This is a genomic window from Pseudomonas sp. Pseusp15 (genome assembly GCF_059492165.1).
Genome location: NZ_CP168523.1, coordinates 529,553 through 551,675, shown reverse-complemented (window position 1 = coordinate 551,675; position 22,123 = coordinate 529,553). Strand labels below are relative to the sequence as shown.

Genomic DNA, 22,123 nt, shown 5'->3' with positions numbered 1-22,123 from the left:
CTTTCAGAATCAATTGTCCAGAAGGAGTCGGACCTGATGCGCGATTACACGCAACAACAGCAGCAATTGCTCGCTCACTGGAGCGAAGCTCTCGGTACTCAGGCTTTCCAGTCCCACCGCATCACGCTCGATCATTTGAGCAATGCCCTGGAGCCCGCCGCCCAGCGCTGTTTCCAACGCCTGATCCAGGCGCTGTTCCGTGAAGAGCTGATTGATCCCGACACCTGCGAATACGACGACACCAGCCGCTGCTGGCTGCCGCTTGGCGATGGCGCGCATCTTTGCTTCGAGCATTTGTCCAGCAGCAGAATGAACAGCTGGGACGTACGCGGCAGCATCGTCCTGCACACCCCCGACAAACTGCCGCACAAAATCCAGTTGCCCAGCGAACTGCTCGCTCACCTCAGCACTCAGCTCAATCCGCCAGCCTCCCCGCAGGTACTGGAACGTCTGGCCCGGGAGCTGGATGACAGCTTCAGCAACGACACCCTGTGCCTGGCGTTTCACCACGGATGGACCGAGCGCCTGAGAGAGCAGATCGACACCGGATACGATGACAATCTGCTCGCCTGGCTCAAAGCCAGCCCCTGCCACCAGAACCCTACATCGCTGCTCGAACAGTGGGGGACTCTCGGCCATCCGTGGCACCCGAACTACAAGACCAAACTGGGCTTGAGCGCCGCTCAGGTCATCGCTTTCTCGCCAGAATTCGAAGCGAGTTTTCCGATCGTGCTGTGCGCCCTGCACCGCCAGTACGCACATGTTGAAGCGCTGGCTGGCACCACGGACTACTGGGATTGGTGGCAAGGTCACTTCCCACAAGCCGCCGAGCAATTGCAACGCCATTTGCAGCAGCTGGGCCTGGACGCAAAGGACTACCTCCCGCTGCCGTCGCACCCATGGCAAGCCCATGAAGAGCTGCCACATTCATTCGCCAACGAGATCGCCGACAACCTGCTGATCGTCACTGACATCGTGGCGTTTACCGGCCACCCGACCATGTCCTTCCGCACGGTCCTGCCGCAGGCCAGTCGCACGGCACCGATGGTCAAACTGCCGGTGGCTTTGCGCCTGACCAGCGTGCAGCGCACCGTGTCGCCGCGCTCGGCCCGGATGGGTCCGCGCATCAGCCAACTGGTATTGGATATCCTCGATCAGGAACCGCAGATTCAACGCCTGCTGAACATCGTTCCAGAGCGCATCGGCGTGCATTACGCACCACTGCCGGCCGATGACGAACGCTCCCGGCATGCTGGCGTGCTGTATCGCGACAACCCGCTGACCCTGCTGCAAGCAGGCGAGTTGGCGGTGCCGGTCGGCAGCCTGTTCGCCGTCAACGAATTCGAACAACCGTTGCTGCGTGATTGGGTCAGACTGGCTCAAGGCCGGGACGACAGCGAGGCCATGCTGACGTTCTTCGATGATTACCTGTCGATTGCCGTACCAAGTCTGCTGGGCATCTATCTGATGTACGGCGTGGCGTTCGAAGCGCACCAGCAAAACAGTTTCATGGTGATGGGCGCTGACGGGCAGCTGAATCGGCTGCTGTTGCGTGATTTCGGCGACGTTCGTATCGATCGCAAAACCCTGCACGCCAAGGGTCTGGATATCCAGCTGCACGATCCGAAAATGACCCTGTATGACGACGCCGGCTTTGTCCGCGACAAACTCCTGCACACCACTTTCATGTGCCACCTCGGTGAGCTGACCTTGCTTTGTGCCCGCCACTGGAATGTGCCGGAAAATATCCTGTGGGAGCGATTGGCAGCGCACGTTGCACAGTGCTTCGAGACCTTGCGCGAGCGCGTTGAACCGGCACGCTGGGAAAGCGAACGCCAGGCCTTGCTGGAACAGGATTGGCCCGCCAAATCGTTCATGCGCATGCGCTTGCTCGACAGTCATGCCGACATCGTCGGACGCCTGAGTAACCCGCTGCGACCCAACACCCATGCTCGCTGACGGTCGCGCCTTGCGACTGCTGATCGTCATCCAGTTTGTCTCCATGGGCGCCATGGAGATGAGCGGCCCGTTCTGGCCCTTGCAGATCCAGCATCTGCTCGGGCCCGAAGGCGCCGGCTACACCGCGCTGTTATCGGCGATGGTCTATGCCGGCCCGATGCTGGCGGCCATGTTGCTGACCCCCCTGTGGGGTCGGCTGGGGGATCGCACCGGGCACAAACCGATGATTGTTCGGGCGTTGCTGGCCCTCGCGCTGTGCCAAGGCTTGGCAGCCATCACCCTCGACCCGTGGCTGCTGGTGGGTATTCGCGTGATGCAAGGCGCATTGGCCGGTTTTCTCGCGGCCGCGCAAGCCTATGCCCTGGCCTGCTGCGACAGTGCCAGACGGGGTCACACCCTGGCCCGCCTGCAATCGGCAACCGCCGTCGGCTCGTTGATCGGCCCGGTGCTGGGTGGCTGGCTGATGGACGTCTCGGGGTTTGCCTTGCTGTGTTATGGCGCGACGGCGATTTGCCTGCTGTGCGCACTGGGGAGTTTTTTCCTGCCGGCCGACAAGGCGCGAACCGCGAAGAAAAAACCTGTTGAGCCGGTGGCCCTGCCCAAAGGCTGGCTCAGTGGAATCCTGTTGGTGATCGTGTTGATTCAGGCGGCGAAGATGATGCCGCAGTCGTTCTACGCCCTATATGTCGCGAACATTCTGCATGCCCCAAGCTGGCTGATCGGCGCCACCTACGCGGCGAGCGCCGCGACCCTGGCCATTTCCGCCCCGCTGTGGGGACGCCTGTTCGACCGCTGGCAGCCGGCCTACACCCTGCGCGTCATCGAAGGCGTGGCCTGGTTATGTGCCCTGACGCTGGCGGCCACGGCATTGGCCAATGAATGGCTGGGCTTTCTCGTCAGCCGACTCGTCTGGGGCATCTGGCAAGGCGCCCTGCTGCCCGTCGCCTATGCCCTGATCGCCAACACCGTTTCCATCACCCAGCAGGGCTTCGCGCTCGGCCTCGGTAACAGTGCGGCAAAGGCTGGTGCTCTGCTCGGTGTCGTCCTTGGCGGTATCGGCATGGGCCTGGTGGGCCTGGCCCACAGTTTCTGGCTGGTGGCACTGACCTACGCCATAGCCGCCATCGGCATCCGCTGGGTGCGGTCGTTCAACGCTACGCCTGACCGTTCGACCTTATCGCCCCACACTTATCACAACTAAAAAAGACCACGTCATGACCCGAACCAAACTCTCCCTGCTGATCCCGCTACTTGGCACCTTCAGCGCCCAGGCCTGGGCCGAGGACACCGAACAGCAGCCCGGCACCTTGAACATGCAAGCCACCGTCGTGTCCGCGACTCGCAGCGAAGCAAGCATCGCTTCGATTCCGGGCTCGGTCCAGGTGATCGACGAGCAGCAAGTCCGTGAGCAGAGCGGCGCGGGTCGCCGGGTCTCCGACATCCTCGGGCAATTGGTCCCGGGTATTGCGCCATCCAGCGGCGGGATGAGCAACTTCGGCCAGACCCTGCGCGGGCGCAACATGCTGGTGTTGATCGACGGCGTATCGCAGAACGCCACCCGTGACAACTTCCGCCAGCTCAACAGCATCGCCCCGGCCAGCATCGAACGCATCGAAGTGATCTCCGGCGCCAGCAGCATTTACGGGGCCGGTGCTTCAGGCGGCATCATCAACATCATCACCAAGCGCAATCAGGGCCAGGACATTGCCTACAGCAGCAAACTGGGCCTGACCAGCGGTAACAACCTCAATAGAAAAGGCTTCGCCTACGAAGCTTTCCAGAGTGCCACCGGGCGCAAGGATGCGTTGGACTGGTATGTGTCCGCCGACCTGACCCAGCGCAACGATCAGTTCGACGGCAATGGCAACCGCATCCCCCAGGACACCTCCCAGGGCAGCAACATGGACACCGAAACCTATGACCTGCAAGGTCGTTTCGGTTACGAACTGGATGCCGACAAGAAAATCAGCCTGTCGCTGCAGGACTACAAGGACCAGCAGGACACCGGCTACACCAAAGACCCGAAAAACTCGCAGCAAGCGGTGGCCGTCAAAGGGCTGAAACTCGACGACCAACCCTATACCCATAACCAGGCGGTCAATCTCAACTACACCGACAAGGACTTCTACGGTCAGGGCCTGCAACTGGAAAGCTACTGGCGCCGCGCCGATGCACTGTTCTTTCCAGACCTGTCGCGAGGCAGAGCCGGGATCTCCAACAACAACAGTGTGCAGGACGTCTACGGCCTGCGCGCGGCCATCGACACGCCGCTGCCGGCGATCGGAAGCGCCACGGGCAATCTGGTCTGGGGCGCCGACTATGACAATGAGCGCTCCCGTCAACGAGGTGATCAATACACGCTCAATGGCCTGAACTACACCAAGACCGGCACCACCTACGAGCTGGGCCCGGACATCGAAACCACCACTAAATCGCTGTTCGGACAGATGTCCTGGGACATCGGAGACTGGACCTTGCGTGGCGGAGTGCGCCGTGAATGGATCGAAAGCGACGTCTCCGACAGCATCGCCTACGGTCAGATCGTCCAGACCGGCATACGCGCAACGCTGCCCGGTGACACCCTCAAATACGACGCCACGCTGTACAACCTGGGGGCGGTCTACCACCTGAGTGAAAACCAGGACGTCTTCGCCAATTACAGCCAGGGGTTTTCGCTGCCGGATATCCAGCGCTTCATGCGTGACGTCAGCAGCACCTTCGACATCCAGAGTCTTAACGCCCAGGCCATCAAGGTCGACAGTTACGAGTTGGGCTGGCGTGGCAATTGGGACCAGTGGCAAGCCGACGTCACCGTGTACGAAAACACCTCGGACGTGACCCAATTCTACGATGCCAATGATCGCGTATTGCGCCTGATCAACCAGAAAGAGCGAGTTCGCGGCATCGAAAACAGCCTGACCTACCGCGCGACCGATCACTGGTCGGTGGGTGGCACTTATGCCTGGGCCAAAGGCGAGACCGAGCAGAACGGCAAATGGATCGATCTGCCGGCCACACGCATCTCACCCGCCAAGACCACACTGTTCGTCGGCTACACCGAAGACGACTACAGCCTGCGCCTGCAAGGCATGCGTTTGGCCAATTACGATGCCGCCGCCAAGGACGACAATGGACGCGACATCGAAGGTTATACGCTGGTGGACCTGCTCGGCTCCGTGCAACTGCCGGTCGGTCGTCTTGAAGGCGGCGTGTACAACCTGACCAATCGCACGTACCAGAACCTGTTCACCCAAGCCAACGCCAGAGCGCCGTACGCCAATGCCGAAGGCCGCACGCTGAGCATGAGTTACTCGGTCGATTGGTAAAAACAGGAGCCGGCTTGCCAGCGATGCGATCTCGCGGCAATCGCCGGCAAGTCGGCTCCAGTGTTACAACCCGCGCAAATCCCGCTCTTCGATCGGCCGGCTCTGGCGCAGGCGCTTGCCGCCCAGCACCACCCAGTCGATCAGTCGGAACAGGCATTCAATGCCGAACGACAGCAGCAACGCGCCGCTCATGCCCCAGATCATCGCTTCCGGCGTCAGCAGGATCTGGTAGCTGTAGCCGTTCCAGGTTTCCTTGCGAATATCCGGGTCGGCCGCCAGCACCACTTGCAGGAAGCGGATGTACCACGGTCCCTGCATGGCCTGGAATTGCTTGTCGAGGGCCAGTTGACGGGTGAGCAAGGTGCTCAGGCTGTCGGCATCGCTGCGAAAGATCGGGTCTTCGCTGGCACGGTAATGGGCCACCAGCGCCTGCATATCGCCCTTGAAAAACTGATTGGCAGTGCCCTGAAAACCGCTCAAACCGCTTTGCGCCTCGATCAGATGCGCTTCGACCCGCTTGGCATAGTCACTGATGAACCCAGGCACCTGGACACCGATCAACAGGCCTGCCGCAAACAACACCAGCCGTAGATAACTGAGCAACATGGGGGGAGAGATCCTTATTCGGTCTTGCCCTGGCTGACGCATTCACCGCGTCGCCAGAGGCTCCATTGGCCCGGTTCGTAGCGGGTCCAGGTTTCGTTTTCGGTCAAGGGTTCGGTGGCGATCACCGTAACCACGTCGTTGGGCGTGGTTTCGGCCTGGAAGTCGACGATCACATCGACGTCCTTCAAGCGTGCCGGGCCGAACGGGGCACGGCGAGTGATTTGCGCCAGTTTGGTCGAGCAGTAGCAGAACAGCCAGTCGCCGTCGCTGAGCAAGCAGTTGAACACGCCTTTGCTGCGGTACTCGGCACAAGCGGCCACCAGGTCTGGCAGCAGTTCTTCGATCTCTACCGGCTCAGGGAACGCAGCACGCACCCGGTTGAGCAAATCGCAGAATGCCGCTTCGCTGTCGGTATCGCCGACGGGGCGGTAGAAACTGGCGGTCGGGTTGAAGTCGGCCAACTGGCCGTTGTGGGCGAAACACCAGTTGCGACCCCACAACTCGCGCACAAACGGATGGGTGTTGGACAGGCAGACCTTGCCGACATTGGCCTGGCGGATGTGGCCGATCACCACTTCGCTCTTGATCGGATAGCGCTGCACCAGGTTCGCCACTTCCGACTCGCTGCTCGCCGCCGGGTCCTGAAACAGGCGCAGGCCACGGCCTTCATAGAAAGCGATGCCCCAACCGTCACGGTGCGGTCCGGTGCGGCCGCCGCGCTGCATCAGCCCGGTGAAGCTGAACACGATATCGGTCGGGACATTGGCGCTCATGCCCAATAACTCACACATGCTCGGACTCTCGATGAAAGGCAGGGGCACTGTTACAGACGTGGTTCAACCCGCAAACGCTGCGGGTTGCTCGGCACCGGTGGCCGGCCGTAACGATCATCACCGGCACCGCCGAACGGTTGATCGCCTTCAGGCTCGTCGGCCCGCGCCGCAGCCTTGGCGGCCTCCGCCCGCTCCTTACGAGCCTTGGATGCGCGCTCGATCGGGAAACGGATCGCCACGAGCACCAGATAAAGACCGAAGGCAATCATGCCGTACATGAACAGGTCGGAAATCGCCCGCCAGGCGTTGTTGCCGACCTTGAACAGTAGATCCAGTGCAGTAATGGCAATGGCCGGGGCAACCTTTTCCTTCACCGGGTCGATGATGGTCGGGCTAAACAGCAACACCGCCATCAGCAGCCGCAGCGGCTCACGCAGCCAGCGCCACATCCAGCGGGTGATGCGCATCCACACCAACAGGCAGCCTAAAGCGGCAAAGGCGTAGAGGCCCCAAGCGATCAGATAGTCGTTCTCGGTCATGGTGTCCATGGCAAGGCAGGCAAAGAGGCGCTTATAGTAACGACTTTTCGCACTTCAGGCTGCCCCGCCGTCTGCGATCCCCCAATTTCGTACAACGTTCGAGAGTCCTTCATGCCCCTATCCGCCAACGTTTCCGACGCGCCCATTGCCCACAAGGCCGACGGCGATGACCCGTATGCCTGGCTGCAGGAGCGCGACACCGACGCAGTGCTCGATTACTTGAAAGCTGAAAACCGCTATCAGGAGGCGCAAACCGCCGATCAGGCCGGGCTGCGCGAAATCCTGTTCGAAGAGATCAAGGGGCGGATTCTCGAAACCGATCTGTCGCTGCCCTCGCCCTGGGGCCCGTACCTGTATTACACCCGCACCACGGCCGGCGACGAATACGCCCGTCATTACCGCTGCCCACTTCCGACCGATGGCAGCCTGCACATCGACGAAAGCCAGGAACTCCTGCTACTCGATCCGAACGTGCTGGCCAAGGGCGGTTTCTTTTCCCTGGGCGCGTTCAGCGTCAGCCCGGACCACCAGCGCCTGGCCTACAGCATCGATTCCAGTGGCGAGGAGGTTTACACGCTGTTCGTGAAGGAGTTGTCCAGCGGCCGCGTCAGCGAACTGGAATTCCAGGACTGCGACGGCAGCATGACCTGGGCCAATGACAGCCTGACGCTGTTCTTCGGTGAACTCGACGACACCCATCGCCCGCACAAACTGTTCCGCTATCGGCTGGACGGCACCGCCGCCGAAGAAGTGTTCCATGAACCGGACGGCCGATTCTTCCTGCATTGCTACCGCTCAAGTTCCGAACGGCAATTGCTGCTGTCGCTGGGCAGCAAGACCACCAGCGAAGTCTGGGTGCTCGACGCCTCGCTGCCCCATCAGGCCTTTACCTGCCTGGCACCACGGGTCGAAGACCATGAGTACGATGTCGACCACGGCAAACTCGATGGCGAGTGGACGTGGTTGATCCGCACCAACCGCGACGGCATCAACTTCGCCCTGTACCAGGCCGCCGACACCGGCGTCGCGCCGACCGAAGCCGACTGGCAGAACCTGATCCCCCACAGCGACGCGGTGATGATCGATGGCATGAGCCTGAACGCCGAGGCCATGACCTTGAGCCTGCGTGAAGGCGGCCTGCCGATCATTGAAGTCCGCCCACAAGGCCTGGCGCCGTATCGCGTGCAATTACCGGATGCGGCCTACAGCCTGCATGTGCAGAACAGCCTGGAATTTGTCAGCGACAGAATCCGTCTGCGCTACGAGGCCTTGAACCGTCCGGCGCAAATCCGTCAACTGATCCTGGCCACCGGCGAGCAGAAAGTCCTCAAGGAAACCCCGGTGCTCGGCCCGTTCGACGCCGACGCGTACGTCAGCCAGCGGCTTTGGGCGACGGCGCCGGACGGTACACAAGTGCCGATCAGCCTGGTGGTCAAACGCGAATTCCTCGGTAAACCGACGCCACTTTATCTGTACGGATATGGCGCTTACGGCGAAAGCCTCGACCCGTGGTTCTCCCACGCCCGCCTGAGCCTGCTGGATCGCGGCATGGCGTTTGCCATCGCGCATGTTCGCGGCGGCGGTGAATTGGGTGAAGCCTGGTATCGCGCCGGCAAGCAGGAACACAAGCACAACACTTTCAGCGACTTCATCGCCTGCGCCGAACACCTGATCGCCAACGGTTTCACCACCTCATCGCAGCTGGCAATCAGTGGCGGCAGCGCCGGTGGCCTGCTGATCGGCGCGGTGCTCAATCAGCGGCCGGAGCTGTTCGGTGCGGCAATAGCCGAAGTGCCGTTCGTCGACGTGCTCAACACCATGCTCGACCCAGAGTTGCCGCTGACCGTCACCGAATACGACGAATGGGGCAACCCGCAAGAGCCAGACGTCTATGATCGGATCAAGGCCTACGCCCCGTATGAAAACGTCACCGCGCAAGCCTATCCGGCAACGCTGGTGATCGCCGGCTACAACGACAGTCGCGTGCAGTACTGGGAAGCGGCCAAGTGGGTGGCGAAATTGCGCGCGACCAAAACCGACACCAATCCCCTGCTGCTCAAGACTGAATTGGGCGCCGGGCATGGTGGGATGAGCGGTCGCTACCAGGGATTACGTGACGTAGCCCTCGAATACGCATTTGTTTTGAAGGTTTTGGGCATTGCCTGAGGAACTTGGCCCGGCGTCCCGGTCTTAACACCAGACGCCGGGCGCGCCTGGAACAGCAACAGACACAAGAAAAAGACCGTGACGACATGTCAGAACCGACCTTACTGAACAAAGAAATTCGCGACTGGCTGATGGACTGCGGCCTGTTCGATCAACTGCTGCCGGCCGACTTCGTGGCGGCTTCAGGTTACTTCAGCATCAGCACCATCGCCGAAGGCGAAGAGATCTTCCATGAGGGCGATGCCGGCAGTTTCATGTGCATCATCCACACCGGCCAGGTTGCGGTGCAGAAGACCAACAGCGAAGGGCAACCGGTGACCATGGCCACCTTGCGCAGCGGTCGGGCATTCGGCGAAATGGCCGTGCTCGACGGCGAACGGCGCTCAGCCAGTTGTGTGGCCGCGAGCAACTGCCAGTTGCTCAACCTGGGCAAGGACTCCCTGGAAAAGATGCTCAACGAAGCGCCGAAAATCGCCGCCAAGATCATCCGCGCCCTCGCCGTCTCCCTCTCCAAACGCTTGCGCATGGCCGACGGGCAACTGCTCTCGCAGCAGATTTAGACACTATCCGCCCGGCGTTTTGATTTTCGTCGTGCTCGGCTCAAGGCCCGGCAAGGTCTGGTCCTTGGGCGGGTTGGGCATTTCGATCGGCGGCAACAACGGTGGCCCACCGTTGCCGGTCTTGGGCACAGTGGTCGGGGTAATCTGCGGGTACGGCGTCGGCGTGGCAGTGCCGGGCGAACCGGGTATCGGCGTGGGGCCGGTAGGGATGGTTTGCTGCTCCTGGGCCTGCACTGCAGTTATCGAGAGCGCGGCCAGGGCAATGACCGTTAGAATGGTGCGCTTCATCAATGGCTCCGTTGGCCTTGTAGTCAATTGCAGGCTACTCCCAACCGCGTTCGTTTGCCTTCTTCCGCCTGTCATTTTCTCCTCAAGAGAGCCCCATGAAACGTTTCGTTCTGCTCGACACCACCCCCATTCCTGAAAACGGCGGTGCCCTGTGCCTGTTCGAATACGGCGAGGACTTCGTCATCAAGATTCAGGGCGGCGATGGCGGGCAGTTGATGAACACCCGCATGCACGGCTCCGAAGATGCCCTGGCGCAAATCCCCTGCCGCAAGGTCGCCGGCCGGCCGAATTCGCGGGTATTGATCGGCGGCCTGGGCATGGGCTTCACCCTCGCCTCGGCGCTCAAGCATTTGGGCAAGACCGCTGAAGTGGTGGTCGCCGAACTGGTGCCCGGCGTGGTGGAGTGGAACCGTGGGCCGTTGGGGGAAAAAGCCGGCAACCCATTGCTCGACCCGCGTACGGTGATCCGCATGGAAGACGTGGCCAAGGTGCTGCAAGCCGAGCCGCAGGGTTTCGACGCAATCATGCTCGACGTCGACAACGGTCCCGAAGGCCTGACCCAGAAAGCCAATAGCTGGCTCTACTCCGCCGGTGGCCTGAGCGCCTGCGCCAAGGCCCTGCGACCCAAGGGCGTGCTGGCGGTGTGGTCGGCCAGCGCTGACCGGCAGTTTTCCGACAAGCTGAAAAAGGCCGGCTTCAAGGCCGAAGAAGTGCAGGTCTTCGCCCACGGCAACAAAGGCACCCGCCACACCATCTGGATTGCCGAGAAGCTCAAGGGCTAGGCTAAACTTCAACACATAACCGTCATTAGTCTTTTACAAAGGTGAACCCATGAGTTCGTCAACGCCTCCAACCAACACCTCAAAGTTGGACCGCATCCTCGCCGACAACCAGCGCGACAAGGAAATGGGTTACCGCGACAAGGCCCTGAAGATGTACCCGCACGTGTGCGGCCGCTGCGCCCGTGAGTTCTCCGGCAAACGCCTGAGCGAACTGACCGTGCACCACCGCGACCACAACCACGACAACAACCCGCAGGACGGCTCGAACTGGGAGCTGTTGTGCCTGTATTGCCATGACAACGAGCATTCGCGTTACACCGATCAGCAGTATTTCGACGAAGGCTCGCTGAGTACGCCAAAGATTGCCAAGGCGACGCATAACCCGTTTGCGGCGTTGGCCGGACTGATGAAGAAAGAAGACTGAAGGTCTGCTGATCGTTCCCACGCTCCGTGGGTACGATCATCTCCAAACTGAACACCCCTCCCCCAATCCCCGTATAATCGCGCTTTTTTCCCGAAGGCACCCCGCTCGTGGCAGACAAACGGTACAGCTGCATTGGTTTGTATAACCCCAAATCACCGGAGAACGTCGGTTCGGTGATGCGCGCCGCCGGTTGCTATGGCGTGGCGTCGGTGTTTTACACCGGCAAGCGCTATGAGCGCGCCGCCGACTTCGTCACCGACACCAAGAAAGTCCACTACGACATTCCGCTGATCGGCATCGATGACCTGAAGAAAATCCTGCCGCTGGGCTGTGTACCGGTCGCGGTAGAACTGGTCGACGGCGCCCGCTCGCTGCCGGAATACACGCACCCGGATCGCGCCCTCTACATCTTCGGCCCCGAAGACGGTTCACTGGATAAAGAGATCCGAGACTGGTGCGAAGACGTGGTCTATATCCCGACCACCGGCTGCATGAACCTGGCGGCCACGGTCAACGTGGTGCTGTACGACCGCATGGCCAAGGGCAACAACACCCGCTCAGGCCCGAAATTCCGCTGAATCACCGCACATCCGATGGAACGAGCCGACCGCCTCGGCAGTCAGCTTAATTATCCATTCTTGAAGCCTGGAGACAGATCATGAGCGACCTCAAACGCGTAGAGCGCATCGAATCCACCCCGTTCCAGACTCAGCCCGCGCAGAACGTCCAGGGTTGGGAGCGCATCGGTTCCCTGGCCGGCGGCGTGGTGATGGTCGGCAAAGGCCTGCGGCGCGGTGGTGTGTTCGGGTTGATTCAAGTGGCCATTGGCGGCGTAGCGATGGCGCGGGGTATTACCGGGCACAGTTCGGCGAAAAGCTTTCTGGAAAAGAGCCGTCAGGACATGGTTAACGCTCGGGCCAGGATTGAGCGTGCCGGGGAAGAGTTGAGTCGGTTGAAGGCCAATGCCGAGGCGGCGACCAAAACCGCCACCGTGACCGGGAATGATTCTTTGAAGTCGCCGAAAGCCGGGGTTTGATCCGGCATTTGCGGTGAGGCTCAGGGCCTCTTCGCGACCCGACTTGCCCGCGAAGGCGGTATTACTGAAGCAACCCGGTATCAAGCACCTTGGAAGACTCGCCAATAACGCTCTCACTGAGCTGAACGAATTCCTTGGTATCGACACTCTCCAAACGCATCGCCCCACGCAATACATCATCCAGCGAACGCTTGTTGCGGGTCTTCAGGCGAATCTCGCGATCCAGTTCCTGCAGCAACACCACCGCTTTGGCCACCTGCGCCGGGTTGATCTGCTCCCCGCGCAAGGTGGTGACCTTCTGGCTGGCCTTGGCCAACTTGCTCTGCAGGCTCTCATACCGCTCATCACTCATGCCGCCCGCACGGCGCACCAGTTCGATGGCGTAATACTCGGCAAACCCTTCGCTGATCCAGCCGCTGCGCTGGCTGTCGTTGATCCGCCCGAACACCTGAGCCAATTCACGCATCAAGGTACTGGTGCCGCTTTCGCTGACCAGCGGCAGGCGGCTATTGAGATAGATCGATTCCCGCGCGGCCAGGCTGCCACGCCACATCGGGTCATTGGCGCCGACGATCAGCAATTTGCTGGGGTGACGCGGAAAAACTTCCTGCACTTGCGGCCACACGAACGTCAGCAGCGTCAGCACATCCATGCGGCGCATCCCCTGGCCTTGGGGCGAGGCCACGGTGACTTCGGTTTCCCCCAACCGCGTGCGACGGCTGCCGAGGTTACCGGCGAGCATCCAGCCAGTGGGACGGTCGAACAGGCGCGAGACGTTATCGATGCGGAACTTGTTTTTGCCGATCCGCGGCCAGGCGGTTTCGACGCTTTTCCAACCGGTGGGCAATTCGAATTCCAGGCGTGACACCAACTCGATACCGTCCTGCTGATCGAGTTTCGCCGCGGGCACCAGGTCATCGCCACGCATCAGCGCCCACGTTGGCGTCATGCGTGTATCGAAGCTGCCGCTCTTGCGCCCGTGGCTGATGCGCACGCGGTAGGTCAGGCTGGCCTTGTCGGCGGCCGGGCGCCAGACACCACGGACCTGCGTGCCCGGTGTGAGCTGCCATTGGCCGTCGGCCTTGAAATCGCTGTAGTGACTGCCGTCGCCCAAGTCGAAATCCAGACTGCGCACTGCCGAGCCTTGGGCCAGGGTCAGGCGCACTTCGGCCTGATCGCTTTGCGGCAACAGGCGCACGTGATAATCCAGATCGACTTTCTTCGCCGCCCACACGGGCGAACTCAGGGCCAGCAGCCCGACAGCCAACGCCCGGAGCACTCCCACCACCATACACACTCCTATTGTGGCGAGCGAGCTTGCTCGCGCCGGGCTGCGTAGCGGCCCAAAATTCTTGTGATCACCGCCGATTTTGTGAGTGCTGCGCACTGGAGCGCCAGCCCGGTCAAGCGGGAGCAAGCTCCCTCGCCACAGACTAAATGGCATCGGGAATTAACCCGCGCGAAAAATCAGATGATCTTCCCAATCGTCTTCGGCCACGCTGCCTTCGGCGAGCATGCGCCCGGACTGGGAAATACGTTCGTGATGCACCGCATCACGATCACCGCATACCAGGTGATGCCAGAGCGGCAGGTCCTTGCCTTCGCTGACCAGTCGATAACCGCAGGTCGGCGGCAACCATTTGAACTCATCGGCCTTGCCCGGCGTGAGCTGGATGCAATCGGGGACAAAGTCGCGACGGTTGGGGTAATCGGTGCACTGACAGGTTTTGAGGTCCAGCAGTTTGCAGGCGATACGCGTGTAGTAGACGGCGTTGTCGTCTTCATCCTCGAGCTTTTGCAGGCAGCACAGGCCACAGCCGTCGCACAGCGATTCCCATTCCTCTTGATCCAGTTGATCGAGGGTTTTGCGTATCCAGAACGGTTCGACTTTGGCGGCCATGGCTCAAGCATCAACATCAGGTGGTGAAAAGGCCGCCAGTCTAGTGCCAAGGCATCGGCGGGCCAAGCATTGGCGACTGCCGGTACGACGGCACTTGTCAGTTTTTGCGCCACCCAGTAGCTTTGCCAGTCGCAAGGAGCCCTCCCCAAGTGCCATTAACGCTCAACCGCGTTGCATTCAGGTGAACTGCTGGCTCAAAAAAACTGGCGCTCAGCTCAACTGTACCCGCCGGTTTTTCGACGACCCCCACTTTCAAACGTAAAGGAATCTCTTGATGAGTGCTAATCCACGCGTTGCCGATTACGCCATTCACCCTCAGTTCACCGATCGCTGGTCGCCCCGCGCCTTCACCGGTGAAACCATTCCCGAAGAGACCCTGCTGAGCTTCTTCGAAGCCGCCCGCTGGGCACCATCGGCGTACAACTCGCAGCCTTGGCGGTTTCTCTATGCGCGTCGCGACACGCCGAACTGGGAGCGTTACCTGGGCCTGCTGAACGAGTTCAACCGCAGCTGGGCGCAGCACGCCTCGGCACTGGTGATCGTGATCTCGAAAACCACCTTCGTGGCACCTGGCGCCAGCGAAGAAACCCCGGCGCTGTGGCACACCTTCGACACAGGTTCCGCCTGGGGCCACCTGGCGTTGCAAGCGAGCATCAGCGGCTGGCACACCCACGGCATGGCCGGTTTCGATCAGGAGCTGACCCGCAAGGAGCTGAACATTCCTGAAGGCTACGCGCTGCACGCCGCCGTGGCGATCGGCAAGCTGGGCGACAAGGCGACACTGGCCGAGTACCTGCAAGCACGTGAAGAGCCAAGCCCGCGTCGTCCGCTGAGCGAGTTGGCGGCTGAAGGTAATTTCACCCTGTAAAAACAAAAGATCGCAGCCTGCGGCAGCTCCCTACAGGTGTTCACAAAGCCCTGTAGGAGCTGCCGCAGGCTGCGACCTTTTCAGCTGCGCCTCAATACCCGCGCGCGAAATCCACTTCCCCACGCAACGCTTCACCCGCCTGATACGCCCGCAGGTTCTCGACAAACAGCTTCACCATCGCCGGTGGCGAAGTCGGTGCCGAGCTGTGGCCGGTCAGCAGCAGGCCCCACGCGGTCCAGAACGGATGACGTTGCGGCAGTGGTTCCTGACGGCAGACGTCGATCACAGCCCCGGCCAGATGCCCTTCCTTCAAGGCTTCCACCAGATCCGCATCGACCACCGCAACGCCGCGTCCGACGTTGATGAACAACCCCGTCGCCTTGAACTGCTTGAACAGGGCAGCGTCATACAGGTCGTGCGTATTGGGGGTATTCGGCAGCAGATTGATCACGTAATCCACCTCACCGACCAGGCGCGGCAAATCGCTCAGCGCGCCGACTTCGACAAAGGGCGCCTGCTCCCGGGCAGTGCTGGCGATGCCGTATAACTCGACGCCAAACGGCAGCAGAAACTGCGCCACTGTCTGACCGATATCACCGGTGCCGACAATCAGCACCTTTCGTCCAGCCAGGCTTTGACCCTGGCGATTGTCCCATTTGCGCTCGACCTGGCTGACCAGCCGCGCCAACACTTCGCGCTCGTGGCCGAGCATGTAAGTCAGCACGTATTCAGCCATGACCTGACCAAAAATCCCTACCGCGCGAGTCAGCCGATAGTGCCGTGGCAAGCCATCGGCCAGCAGCGGCGTGATACCGGCCCAAGTCGACTGCAGCCATGCAGGCGTATGGCCCTGACGCAACAGCGTCGCCAGCAGGTCCGGCTGACCGAGCCAGACCTGGCAGTCGGCGGCCTGACGGGCCAGTTCGGCGGAGTCACCGCTGGTCAATACTTCCAGATCAGGCGCTGCCTGACGCAACAGTTGGGCATACACAGGGTGGTCGTGTTCAGCAATCAGAACGCGCATGTTTCAAACCTTTCAAAAGCAGTGCAGACGACCGCCGACAGAGGATCACTCCATCGTCACGGCCATCGCCAAAATCATTCCAGTGTTTCATAAGGCTCTGAATAGAGCCTGTCTGCCGATTACATCGGGTCGTTGCGGCGCAGCAATTCTTCCGGCAAGTGTTCGATGTATTCATCCTCGGCCGGTGGCATTTGCAGGTGGTAGCCCTGCTTGTCGAGGTTCTCCAGTACTACAGCAATATCTTCGCGCGACAGCTTGCGCTCGGGGGTCAACACCAGGTCGAAAGCGTGGATGGCTTTGCCGAAAGCCGCCATCAGGGGTTCAGGCACGCGTTCCAGTGCATCGCTTTTGAGCACATAGAGGTACATCCCGCTTTTCTTCGAGCTTCGATAAATCGAGCAAATACGTTTCAAGGCTGTTCTCCGGCGGTGGCCAGGCTGTCGAGCAGCGCCTGGCCCATCAATTCGCGGCGCCAGCCACGCAGCGAATCAGGCAATTGGTAAGGACCATTGGGGAAGCCGCTCTTGAGCAGCGCTTCCAGGGTTTTCTTGCGCAGCATCAGCTCCGGCGCGATGTTCAGGCGCTCGGCTTCGGCCTGGCCGATGGCACGCAGCTGTTTGACCAGCGCGGCGGCTTCCACCGGCAATGGCTCCGGCACCGCTGGCGGCCACTGATCAGGCGACACACTGCCAGAGCGCTTGATCAGATCAAGCAGAAATTCGCCGTCCTGACGCACGGTGCGCGGGTGCATGTCTTCGATTTTCGCCAGTGCGCCGAGGTTGTCCGGTTGGGTGCGTGCCAACGGCCACAGTGAATGTTCACGGATAATGCGGTTGCGCGGCAGATCACGGGCGCGGGCTTCACGCTCGCGCCAAGCGCAGAGTTCACGCAACACGGCGAGTTGGGCGCGGGACAGCTTCCAGGCCAGTTTGGCGTCGCGATAGACCTCGTACGGGTCGACCTCGCGCCGCAGATTGGCGACCAGCTCGGCACCGTCTTCCAGGACCCACGCGTATTTTTCGTCAGAAAGCTTCGGACGCAGCTGTACGAAAACCTCCGCCAGATGCACGGCATCTTCGGCCGCGTAACTGATCTGAGTCTCGGACAGTGGACGTTGCAGCCAGTCGGAACGGGTCTCGCCCTTGGGCAGGTCGATGCCGAGCACGTCCTGCACCAGCCGCGAATAGCCCATGGAGAAACCCAGGTTCAGGTAAGCAGCGGCCAGTTGGGTGTCGAACAGCGGCGCCGGCAGACTGCCGGTCAGGCGCAGCAGGACTTCGAGGTCTTCGCTGCACGCATGCACGACCTTGACCACGGCCGGGTTTTCCAGCAACGCGGCCAAGGGCTGCCAGTTGTCGATGGTCAGTGGGTCAATCAGGTAAGCGCGTACGCCATCGCCGATCTGCAGCAGGCCTGCGATCGGGTAAAAGGTGTCGACCCGCATGAATTCGGTGTCGAGGGCAACGAATGGCAGCTGCTGCCACTCGGTGCAAAACTGACCGAGGCTATCGTTGTCGCGAATCCAGTGAATATCGATGGCCACACGGCTCTCCCTTGAAGAATGGCGCGCAGTATATATCGCCCCCGGCGATTTCCGCGCATCCACTGAACAAGAGCTTTAGCGAAAATACCTGCCGGACAGCAAGAATTGTCTGAAAGGCTAGCTGTCCTTACGCAACACGTAGACCCGCATCCGCGTGCAACCCGGTACCAAGTCCTGATGACTGAGCAAGCAGAAACCCGCTTGCCTGAACTCGGCCTCAAGCTCGGCCTTGCTGGCCTGTGGCTGGGCCTGTGCGCCCTCCACGTCCGAACGCTCGAGCTTGAAACGCCCATCAACCCGCACCGCCACAATCACGGTATCGCGACTGACCCGGTGGAACTCGCCCAGCATGGACAATCGATGCTCGGGACAGGCGATGCGTTGAAACAGTTGCAGGCAAAAAATGCAGTCAACCGCATTCGCCGACAAGCCGATGGTGAAGGCAGAACTCTGAAAGGTCTTGATCCGTTTCAGCAGGTTCTGCGGATGGTGGGTGCTGGCGTGATCGAGCATGTCCTGAGACGGATCGGTCGCGAGAATCACCCGGTTCGCATGCTCGGCCAGAACTGGCCAGAAACGCCCGACCCCGCAGGCCACATCAAGAATCAATCCCGGTTCGCCAGCGACCTGAAGCGCGTTACGCACCAATTGCTCTTCGCGCCAGAACGTCAAACGCCCCGCCAGGCCGCGCGGTCGCGGCTGTTTACAGACGCGGGCGTGTTCCTGATCGTAGCGCCGGGCGAACTCAAGCTCGAAGGCGGATGGGGGCTGCGCGGACATGTGTAATGGCTCTTGTTGGATGTTCCAGGCGCCGCAGATTAGCGGTCGTTACGTGAAAAAAAGCTCGAGTCGCTCATTTTTTGGCCAGCACACCGTCGCCCATTGCGCCGCGGCATCCGGCGAACATATCCAGACCCGGGTTGTAGACCGTGCTGTTGACCTCCAGCAGACCGAGCATCGAATGGAACAGGTTGTCCTGGCTTAAGGGTTTTTCACGATTCAGTTGCAGGCAATGGGTGTCCACCGAGAACGACTTTTGATAGCTGTCGGAGAACCACGCCAGCATCGCTACATGTTTCTGTTGTTCCGGTGCGAGCATGTAAGGCGTGCCATGCAGGAACAGGTTGTATTCGCCCAGCGACTCGCCGTGGTCCGACAGATACAGCATCGCGGTATCGACTTTGCCCTGGTTGCTGCGCAACAGATCGATCAGGGTCGACAGCACGTGGTCGGTATACACCAGCGTATTGTCGTAGCCATTGACGATGCTTTCGCGGCTGCAATTGTTCAGCGCATTGCTTTCACACACAGGTGTGAAGTGTTCGTATTCTTTCGGGTAGCGCTTGAAGTATTCCGGACCGTGACTGCCCATTTGGTGCAGGACCAGCACGGTGTCTTTATTCAGCGTGTCGATGAAGTGCTGCATGCCTTGCAGGAGAATTTCATCGCGGCACTCGCTGTTGGCGCACAGCACAGGGTCTTTCAGGTCACTCACGTCATCGACAGTGACCCGATCGCAGGTGCCTTTGCAGCCCGACTGGTTATCGCGCCAGATGACCTCGAGACCTGCACGCTTGAGCACGTCCAGCAGGCCTTCCTGGTTCTTCGCCTTGCTGGCGTCGTAATCCTTGCGACCCATGTTGGAGAACATGCAGGGCACCGACACCGCCGTTTCCGTCCCGCACGAATGCACATCGGTGAAGGCAATCAGGCCGGATTCCTTACTCAGTTTCGGCGTGGTGTCGCGGTCATAACCCAGGATGCCGAAGTTCTCGGCCCGGGCACTTTCGCCCACCACCAGTACCGTCAGGGATTTACGGTCGTGGGCCTGCCAGGCCGGTTTTTTCTGGGCATCTTCACCCAGTTTGGCAAAAGGTTGCCGTGCAGACACCACTTGCTCACGCAGATAACCGAACGAGGCACCGATGTAGTTGCTCGGCACCACCATCAGACGCAATTCATGGTGATTGCGAAACAACGACGACAGGCCTTGATAATTGACCAATGCGACACCGCCGATCACCGCAACCGACGCGACACTCACCAGCACTTTACTTAATAACTCACGGTGCCAGCGACGATAATTAACCGGGATTTTCCACAACAACCACGACGGCAAGACGCCGAGCAGCACGATATAAACAAACAGTTTTAGCGAGAGTAAGTCGCGTACTTCCGTGGCATTGGTTTCGGCGAAGTTACGCAACATACCGGCGTCGATCAGCACGCCATATTGGCTCATGAAGTACGCCACACCGGCACTGATCAGAAAGATCAGCGTCAACACGGGTTTCATCACGGGTCGGAATGCCAGCAAGGTCAGCACAATGTTGAAGGCCGCCAGGATCATCAGCCCGAACGCGACACGCATGACGATGCCTTGACCGTCTGCTGCGGTGATATCGAAGAGGTGTTGCCAGAGAACTAAATTGAACCCTGCCAATAGAAAGGCACTGGAAACCAACGTCACCCATTCGGGGCGCACGGCTTTGAACTTCAACATGTGATCGGCTGTTCCTGAAAAGAAGTGCCCGCGGCAAATGTGAAAATTTCATTGACCGAGACGCCACAAATCTTAATCAGTCAACCATCAATATTTCGTGAAAAAGAAGCCAACGAATAGTTGGCTTCTGATATTAGGCCAAAACTTCCAACACTGGCGACCCGTTTCAAGCCTGATGCAGATACCAGCGCCAGTCCTGCTCACCGACTTCGCCCATGAATTGCCGGTATTCGGCTCGTTTCACTGCCAGATAGACACCTAGAAACTCACTGCCGAATGCTTCCCCGGCCCAATTCGAGCCTTCCAGCGCTCGCAACGTGGTCAACCAGTCGGTCGGCAACAATTGCGCGGCCTGGGCGTAACCGTTGCCCTCCACCGGCGCCCCGGGGTCAAGTTGCTCGCGGATGCCGCGATGAATACCGGCCAGGATCGCCGCCGCCGCCAGATACGGGTTGGCGTCGGCACCACAAATACGGTGCTCGATATGCCGGGAGAATGCCGGCCCGCCGGGCACTCGCAAACTCACGGTGCGGTTGTCCACGCCCCAAGTGGCCGCCAGGGGTGCGTAGCTGTTGGTCTGGAAACGACGGTACGAGTTGGCGTTCGGACAGAACAACAGCAACGCATCGAGCAATGTGGCGAGCATCCCGCCGACCGCGTGTTTGAGCAGCGGCGTGCCGACCGGGGCCTCGCTGGCGAACAGGTTATTGCCGTCCTTGTCCGCCAGGCTGACATGCATGTGCATGCCGGTGCCGGCCAGGTCATCGAACGGCTTGGCCATGAAACAAGCCGTCATCCCGTGCTTGTGCGCCACGCCCTTGACCAGCCGCTTGTAGCGCACGGCTTCGTCCATCGCCTGCAAAGCGTCGGTGCGGTGTTCGAGGGTGATTTCCACTTGCCCCGGCGCGTATTCGGAAATCGCCGTGCGCGCCGGAATGCCCTGGAGCTTGCAGGCGCTGTAGAGGTCGGCCAGAAATGGCTCGATCTGTTCCAGTTCACGCAAGCCGTAGACCTGAGTCCCGCGTGGCCGCCCGCCATCGACATCCCGCGCCGGTTGCGGCCGACCGTTGCCGTCGCGCTGCTGATCCAGCAGATAGAACTCCAGCTCCGCCGCCATCACCGGGTAATAACCGTCGGCCTGCAAGCCTTCGATGACCTTGGCCAGCAGGTGCCGTGGGTCGGCGATGGTCGCGGGCATGCCCTCTTGCGGATGCATGCTGACCTGCACCGCCGCCGTGGGAATCAATCGCCACGGCATGCGCTGCAAACTGCCGCTGACGGGATAAGCGCGGCAATCGATATCACCGACGTCCCAGACCAGACCGGAGTTTTCCACGTCATCGCCATTGATGGTCAGGCCCAGGATGGTACTCGGTAGTGGCCGACCGCTTTCATACACCGCCAGCAACTCATCGCGATGCAGTAATTTGCCGCGTGGCACTCCGTTATTGTCGAGGATGAACAGCTCGAACATCTCGATATCCGGGTTCTGCTCAAGAAAGGTCAGGGCTTGCTCTTTGGTAGCGAAGGATGTCTTGGCACAGCTCATGGGAATTCTCGTCTATCCGCGTCAGGCAAACGCACAGGCGCCGCCGGTTTGATCCCGGCGCATGGCGCGGGACCTGTCAGAACAATCAACGGGAGATGCAAGAATCCGGCGGGCGCGCGTGACGGCAGTGCCACAAGGCCCAGAAGGCGAGTTCGGAAGGGAGTGCGACTGGACAACCGTCCATAGAGAAGACCGCGATAAACAGATGAGCAGCAGCGTCACACGGGCGGTTAAGCCGTTAAATCGGGATTTGAAGAACCTTGGGTGTGGATTGGCT

General features: G+C 60.5%; 22 protein-coding genes. 10 read left to right on the top strand and 12 right to left on the bottom strand.

Features of this window, described 5'->3' with window-relative positions; all coding sequences use genetic code 11:
• Positions 1-36: 36 nt before the first annotated feature.
• Genes ACEN8R_RS02695 through ACEN8R_RS02685 form a run of 3 tightly spaced genes read left to right on the top strand, consistent with a single transcriptional unit; the run spans position 37 to position 5,285 of the window.
• Complete coding sequence (locus tag ACEN8R_RS02695; RefSeq protein ID WP_495624564.1) at positions 37-1,959, top strand: IucA/IucC family protein; 1,923 nt, start codon at positions 37-39, stop codon at positions 1,957-1,959.
• Positions 1,949-3,160: an MFS transporter gene (locus tag ACEN8R_RS02690; RefSeq protein WP_018926752.1), complete on the top strand. Its 1,212-nt coding sequence runs from the start codon at positions 1,949-1,951 to the stop codon at positions 3,158-3,160. The genes ACEN8R_RS02695 and ACEN8R_RS02690 overlap by 11 nt, the downstream gene beginning before the upstream one ends.
• Positions 3,161-3,173: 13 nt before the next feature.
• Complete coding sequence (locus ACEN8R_RS02685; protein ID WP_018926753.1) at positions 3,174-5,285, top strand: TonB-dependent receptor; 2,112 nt, start codon at positions 3,174-3,176, stop codon at positions 5,283-5,285.
• Positions 5,286-5,348: 63 nt separating this feature from the next.
• On the opposite strand, the gene ACEN8R_RS02680 is transcribed toward ACEN8R_RS02685, so the two are convergent.
• Genes ACEN8R_RS02680 through ACEN8R_RS02670 form a run of 3 tightly spaced genes read right to left on the bottom strand, consistent with a single transcriptional unit; the run spans position 5,349 to position 7,212 of the window.
• Positions 5,349-5,891 (bottom strand): DUF2937 family protein, encoded by a 543-nt coding sequence (locus ACEN8R_RS02680; protein WP_019580813.1) that lies wholly within the window; start codon positions 5,889-5,891, stop codon positions 5,349-5,351.
• A gap of 14 nt (positions 5,892-5,905) precedes the next feature.
• Positions 5,906-6,682, bottom strand: a complete 777-nt coding sequence (locus tag ACEN8R_RS02675) for a class II glutamine amidotransferase (RefSeq protein ID WP_007934123.1) — start codon at positions 6,680-6,682, stop codon at positions 5,906-5,908.
• Between the two features lie 32 nt (positions 6,683-6,714).
• The gene (locus ACEN8R_RS02670; protein ID WP_019580815.1) at positions 6,715-7,212 is read right to left on the bottom strand and encodes a hypothetical protein; all 498 of its coding nucleotides are present in this window, start codon (positions 7,210-7,212) and stop codon (positions 6,715-6,717) included.
• A 102-nt stretch (positions 7,213-7,314) separates the two neighbouring features.
• Here ACEN8R_RS02670 and ACEN8R_RS02665 point away from each other — a divergent pair, with 102 nt between their 5' ends.
• Entirely contained in the window at positions 7,315-9,369 is a 2,055-nt protein-coding gene (locus tag ACEN8R_RS02665) for a S9 family peptidase (protein WP_064619681.1), read from the top strand.
• Positions 9,370-9,455: 86 nt separating this feature from the next.
• Positions 9,456-9,929: a cyclic nucleotide-binding domain-containing protein gene (locus ACEN8R_RS02660; protein ID WP_018926758.1), complete on the top strand. Its 474-nt coding sequence runs from the start codon at positions 9,456-9,458 to the stop codon at positions 9,927-9,929.
• 3 nt (positions 9,930-9,932) lie between these two features.
• Here the strand turns inward: ACEN8R_RS02660 and ACEN8R_RS02655 are convergent, their stop codons facing one another.
• The gene (locus ACEN8R_RS02655; RefSeq protein ID WP_477743397.1) at positions 9,933-10,217 is read right to left on the bottom strand and encodes a hypothetical protein; all 285 of its coding nucleotides are present in this window, start codon (positions 10,215-10,217) and stop codon (positions 9,933-9,935) included.
• 95 nt (positions 10,218-10,312) lie between these two features.
• On the opposite strand from ACEN8R_RS02655, the gene ACEN8R_RS02650 reads away from it, so the two are divergent.
• The 4 genes from ACEN8R_RS02650 (at position 10,313) to ACEN8R_RS02635 (ending at position 12,459) form a co-directional block, all read left to right on the top strand.
• The gene (locus ACEN8R_RS02650) at positions 10,313-10,999 is read left to right on the top strand and encodes a spermidine synthase (RefSeq protein WP_018926760.1); all 687 of its coding nucleotides are present in this window, start codon (positions 10,313-10,315) and stop codon (positions 10,997-10,999) included.
• A gap of 49 nt (positions 11,000-11,048) precedes the next feature.
• Positions 11,049-11,423, top strand: a complete 375-nt coding sequence (locus tag ACEN8R_RS02645) for a YajD family HNH nuclease (RefSeq protein WP_007942195.1) — start codon at positions 11,049-11,051, stop codon at positions 11,421-11,423.
• A 107-nt stretch (positions 11,424-11,530) separates the two neighbouring features.
• Positions 11,531-12,001, top strand: coding sequence for an RNA methyltransferase (locus ACEN8R_RS02640; RefSeq protein WP_007942196.1), 471 nt, complete (start codon positions 11,531-11,533; stop codon positions 11,999-12,001).
• Positions 12,002-12,081: 80 nt separating this feature from the next.
• Entirely contained in the window at positions 12,082-12,459 is a 378-nt protein-coding gene (locus ACEN8R_RS02635) for a YgaP family membrane protein (RefSeq protein WP_018926761.1), read from the top strand.
• Between the two features lie 61 nt (positions 12,460-12,520).
• Here ACEN8R_RS02635 and ACEN8R_RS02630 read toward each other — a convergent pair whose 3' ends face one another.
• Positions 12,521-13,750, bottom strand: coding sequence for a hypothetical protein (locus ACEN8R_RS02630; protein ID WP_495624563.1), 1,230 nt, complete (start codon positions 13,748-13,750; stop codon positions 12,521-12,523).
• 159 nt (positions 13,751-13,909) lie between these two features.
• Positions 13,910-14,359, bottom strand: coding sequence for a YcgN family cysteine cluster protein (locus tag ACEN8R_RS02625; RefSeq protein ID WP_007942199.1), 450 nt, complete (start codon positions 14,357-14,359; stop codon positions 13,910-13,912).
• Between the two features lie 274 nt (positions 14,360-14,633).
• On the opposite strand from ACEN8R_RS02625, the gene ACEN8R_RS02620 reads away from it, so the two are divergent.
• A complete protein-coding gene (locus ACEN8R_RS02620) occupies positions 14,634-15,227 on the top strand; it encodes a nitroreductase family protein (RefSeq protein WP_007942200.1) in 594 nt (197 codons plus the stop codon).
• Between the two features lie 91 nt (positions 15,228-15,318).
• Here ACEN8R_RS02620 and ACEN8R_RS02615 read toward each other — a convergent pair whose 3' ends face one another.
• From ACEN8R_RS02615 to ACEN8R_RS02590, 6 genes are all read right to left on the bottom strand, one after another.
• Positions 15,319-16,251, bottom strand: coding sequence for a D-2-hydroxyacid dehydrogenase (locus ACEN8R_RS02615; protein ID WP_018926763.1), 933 nt, complete (start codon positions 16,249-16,251; stop codon positions 15,319-15,321).
• 119 nt (positions 16,252-16,370) lie between these two features.
• Positions 16,371-16,664, bottom strand: coding sequence for a YcgL domain-containing protein (locus tag ACEN8R_RS02610; RefSeq protein WP_019580824.1), 294 nt, complete (start codon positions 16,662-16,664; stop codon positions 16,371-16,373).
• Entirely contained in the window at positions 16,661-17,794 is a 1,134-nt protein-coding gene (gene rnd / locus ACEN8R_RS02605) for a ribonuclease D (RefSeq protein ID WP_064619698.1), read from the bottom strand. Before rnd ends, ACEN8R_RS02610 begins: the two co-directional genes overlap by 4 nt.
• Positions 17,795-17,911: 117 nt before the next feature.
• Positions 17,912-18,574, bottom strand: coding sequence for a class I SAM-dependent methyltransferase (locus ACEN8R_RS02600; protein ID WP_495624562.1), 663 nt, complete (start codon positions 18,572-18,574; stop codon positions 17,912-17,914).
• A 73-nt stretch (positions 18,575-18,647) separates the two neighbouring features.
• On the bottom strand, positions 18,648-20,297 hold the full coding sequence (locus tag ACEN8R_RS02595; protein ID WP_018926767.1) for a phosphoethanolamine transferase: 1,650 nt from the start codon (positions 20,295-20,297) through the stop codon (positions 18,648-18,650).
• Between the two features lie 166 nt (positions 20,298-20,463).
• Positions 20,464-21,846 (bottom strand): glutamine synthetase family protein, encoded by a 1,383-nt coding sequence (locus ACEN8R_RS02590; protein ID WP_138866164.1) that lies wholly within the window; start codon positions 21,844-21,846, stop codon positions 20,464-20,466.
• Positions 21,847-22,123: the final 277 nt, after the last annotated feature.

Coding starts and splice junctions, on each gene's coding strand:
- ACEN8R_RS02695 (WP_495624564.1), top strand. CDS start 37: ATGCGCGATTACACGCAACAACAGCAGCAATTGCTCGCTCACTGGAGC.
- ACEN8R_RS02690 (WP_018926752.1), top strand. CDS start 1,949: ATGCTCGCTGACGGTCGCGCCTTGCGACTGCTGATCGTCATCCAGTTT.
- ACEN8R_RS02685 (WP_018926753.1), top strand. CDS start 3,174: ATGACCCGAACCAAACTCTCCCTGCTGATCCCGCTACTTGGCACCTTC.
- ACEN8R_RS02680 (WP_019580813.1), bottom strand. CDS start 5,891: ATGTTGCTCAGTTATCTACGGCTGGTGTTGTTTGCGGCAGGCCTGTTG.
- ACEN8R_RS02675 (WP_007934123.1), bottom strand. CDS start 6,682: ATGTGTGAGTTATTGGGCATGAGCGCCAATGTCCCGACCGATATCGTG.
- ACEN8R_RS02670 (WP_019580815.1), bottom strand. CDS start 7,212: ATGGACACCATGACCGAGAACGACTATCTGATCGCTTGGGGCCTCTAC.
- ACEN8R_RS02665 (WP_064619681.1), top strand. CDS start 7,315: ATGCCCCTATCCGCCAACGTTTCCGACGCGCCCATTGCCCACAAGGCC.
- ACEN8R_RS02660 (WP_018926758.1), top strand. CDS start 9,456: ATGTCAGAACCGACCTTACTGAACAAAGAAATTCGCGACTGGCTGATG.
- ACEN8R_RS02655 (WP_477743397.1), bottom strand. CDS start 10,217: ATGAAGCGCACCATTCTAACGGTCATTGCCCTGGCCGCGCTCTCGATA.
- ACEN8R_RS02650 (WP_018926760.1), top strand. CDS start 10,313: ATGAAACGTTTCGTTCTGCTCGACACCACCCCCATTCCTGAAAACGGC.
- ACEN8R_RS02645 (WP_007942195.1), top strand. CDS start 11,049: ATGAGTTCGTCAACGCCTCCAACCAACACCTCAAAGTTGGACCGCATC.
- ACEN8R_RS02635 (WP_018926761.1), top strand. CDS start 12,082: ATGAGCGACCTCAAACGCGTAGAGCGCATCGAATCCACCCCGTTCCAG.
- ACEN8R_RS02630 (WP_495624563.1), bottom strand. CDS start 13,750: ATGGTGGTGGGAGTGCTCCGGGCGTTGGCTGTCGGGCTGCTGGCCCTG.
- ACEN8R_RS02625 (WP_007942199.1), bottom strand. CDS start 14,359: ATGGCCGCCAAAGTCGAACCGTTCTGGATACGCAAAACCCTCGATCAA.
- ACEN8R_RS02620 (WP_007942200.1), top strand. CDS start 14,634: ATGAGTGCTAATCCACGCGTTGCCGATTACGCCATTCACCCTCAGTTC.
- ACEN8R_RS02615 (WP_018926763.1), bottom strand. CDS start 16,251: ATGCGCGTTCTGATTGCTGAACACGACCACCCTGTGTATGCCCAACTG.
- ACEN8R_RS02600 (WP_495624562.1), bottom strand. CDS start 18,574: ATGTCCGCGCAGCCCCCATCCGCCTTCGAGCTTGAGTTCGCCCGGCGC.
- ACEN8R_RS02595 (WP_018926767.1), bottom strand. CDS start 20,297: ATGTTGAAGTTCAAAGCCGTGCGCCCCGAATGGGTGACGTTGGTTTCC.
- ACEN8R_RS02590 (WP_138866164.1), bottom strand. CDS start 21,846: ATGAGCTGTGCCAAGACATCCTTCGCTACCAAAGAGCAAGCCCTGACC.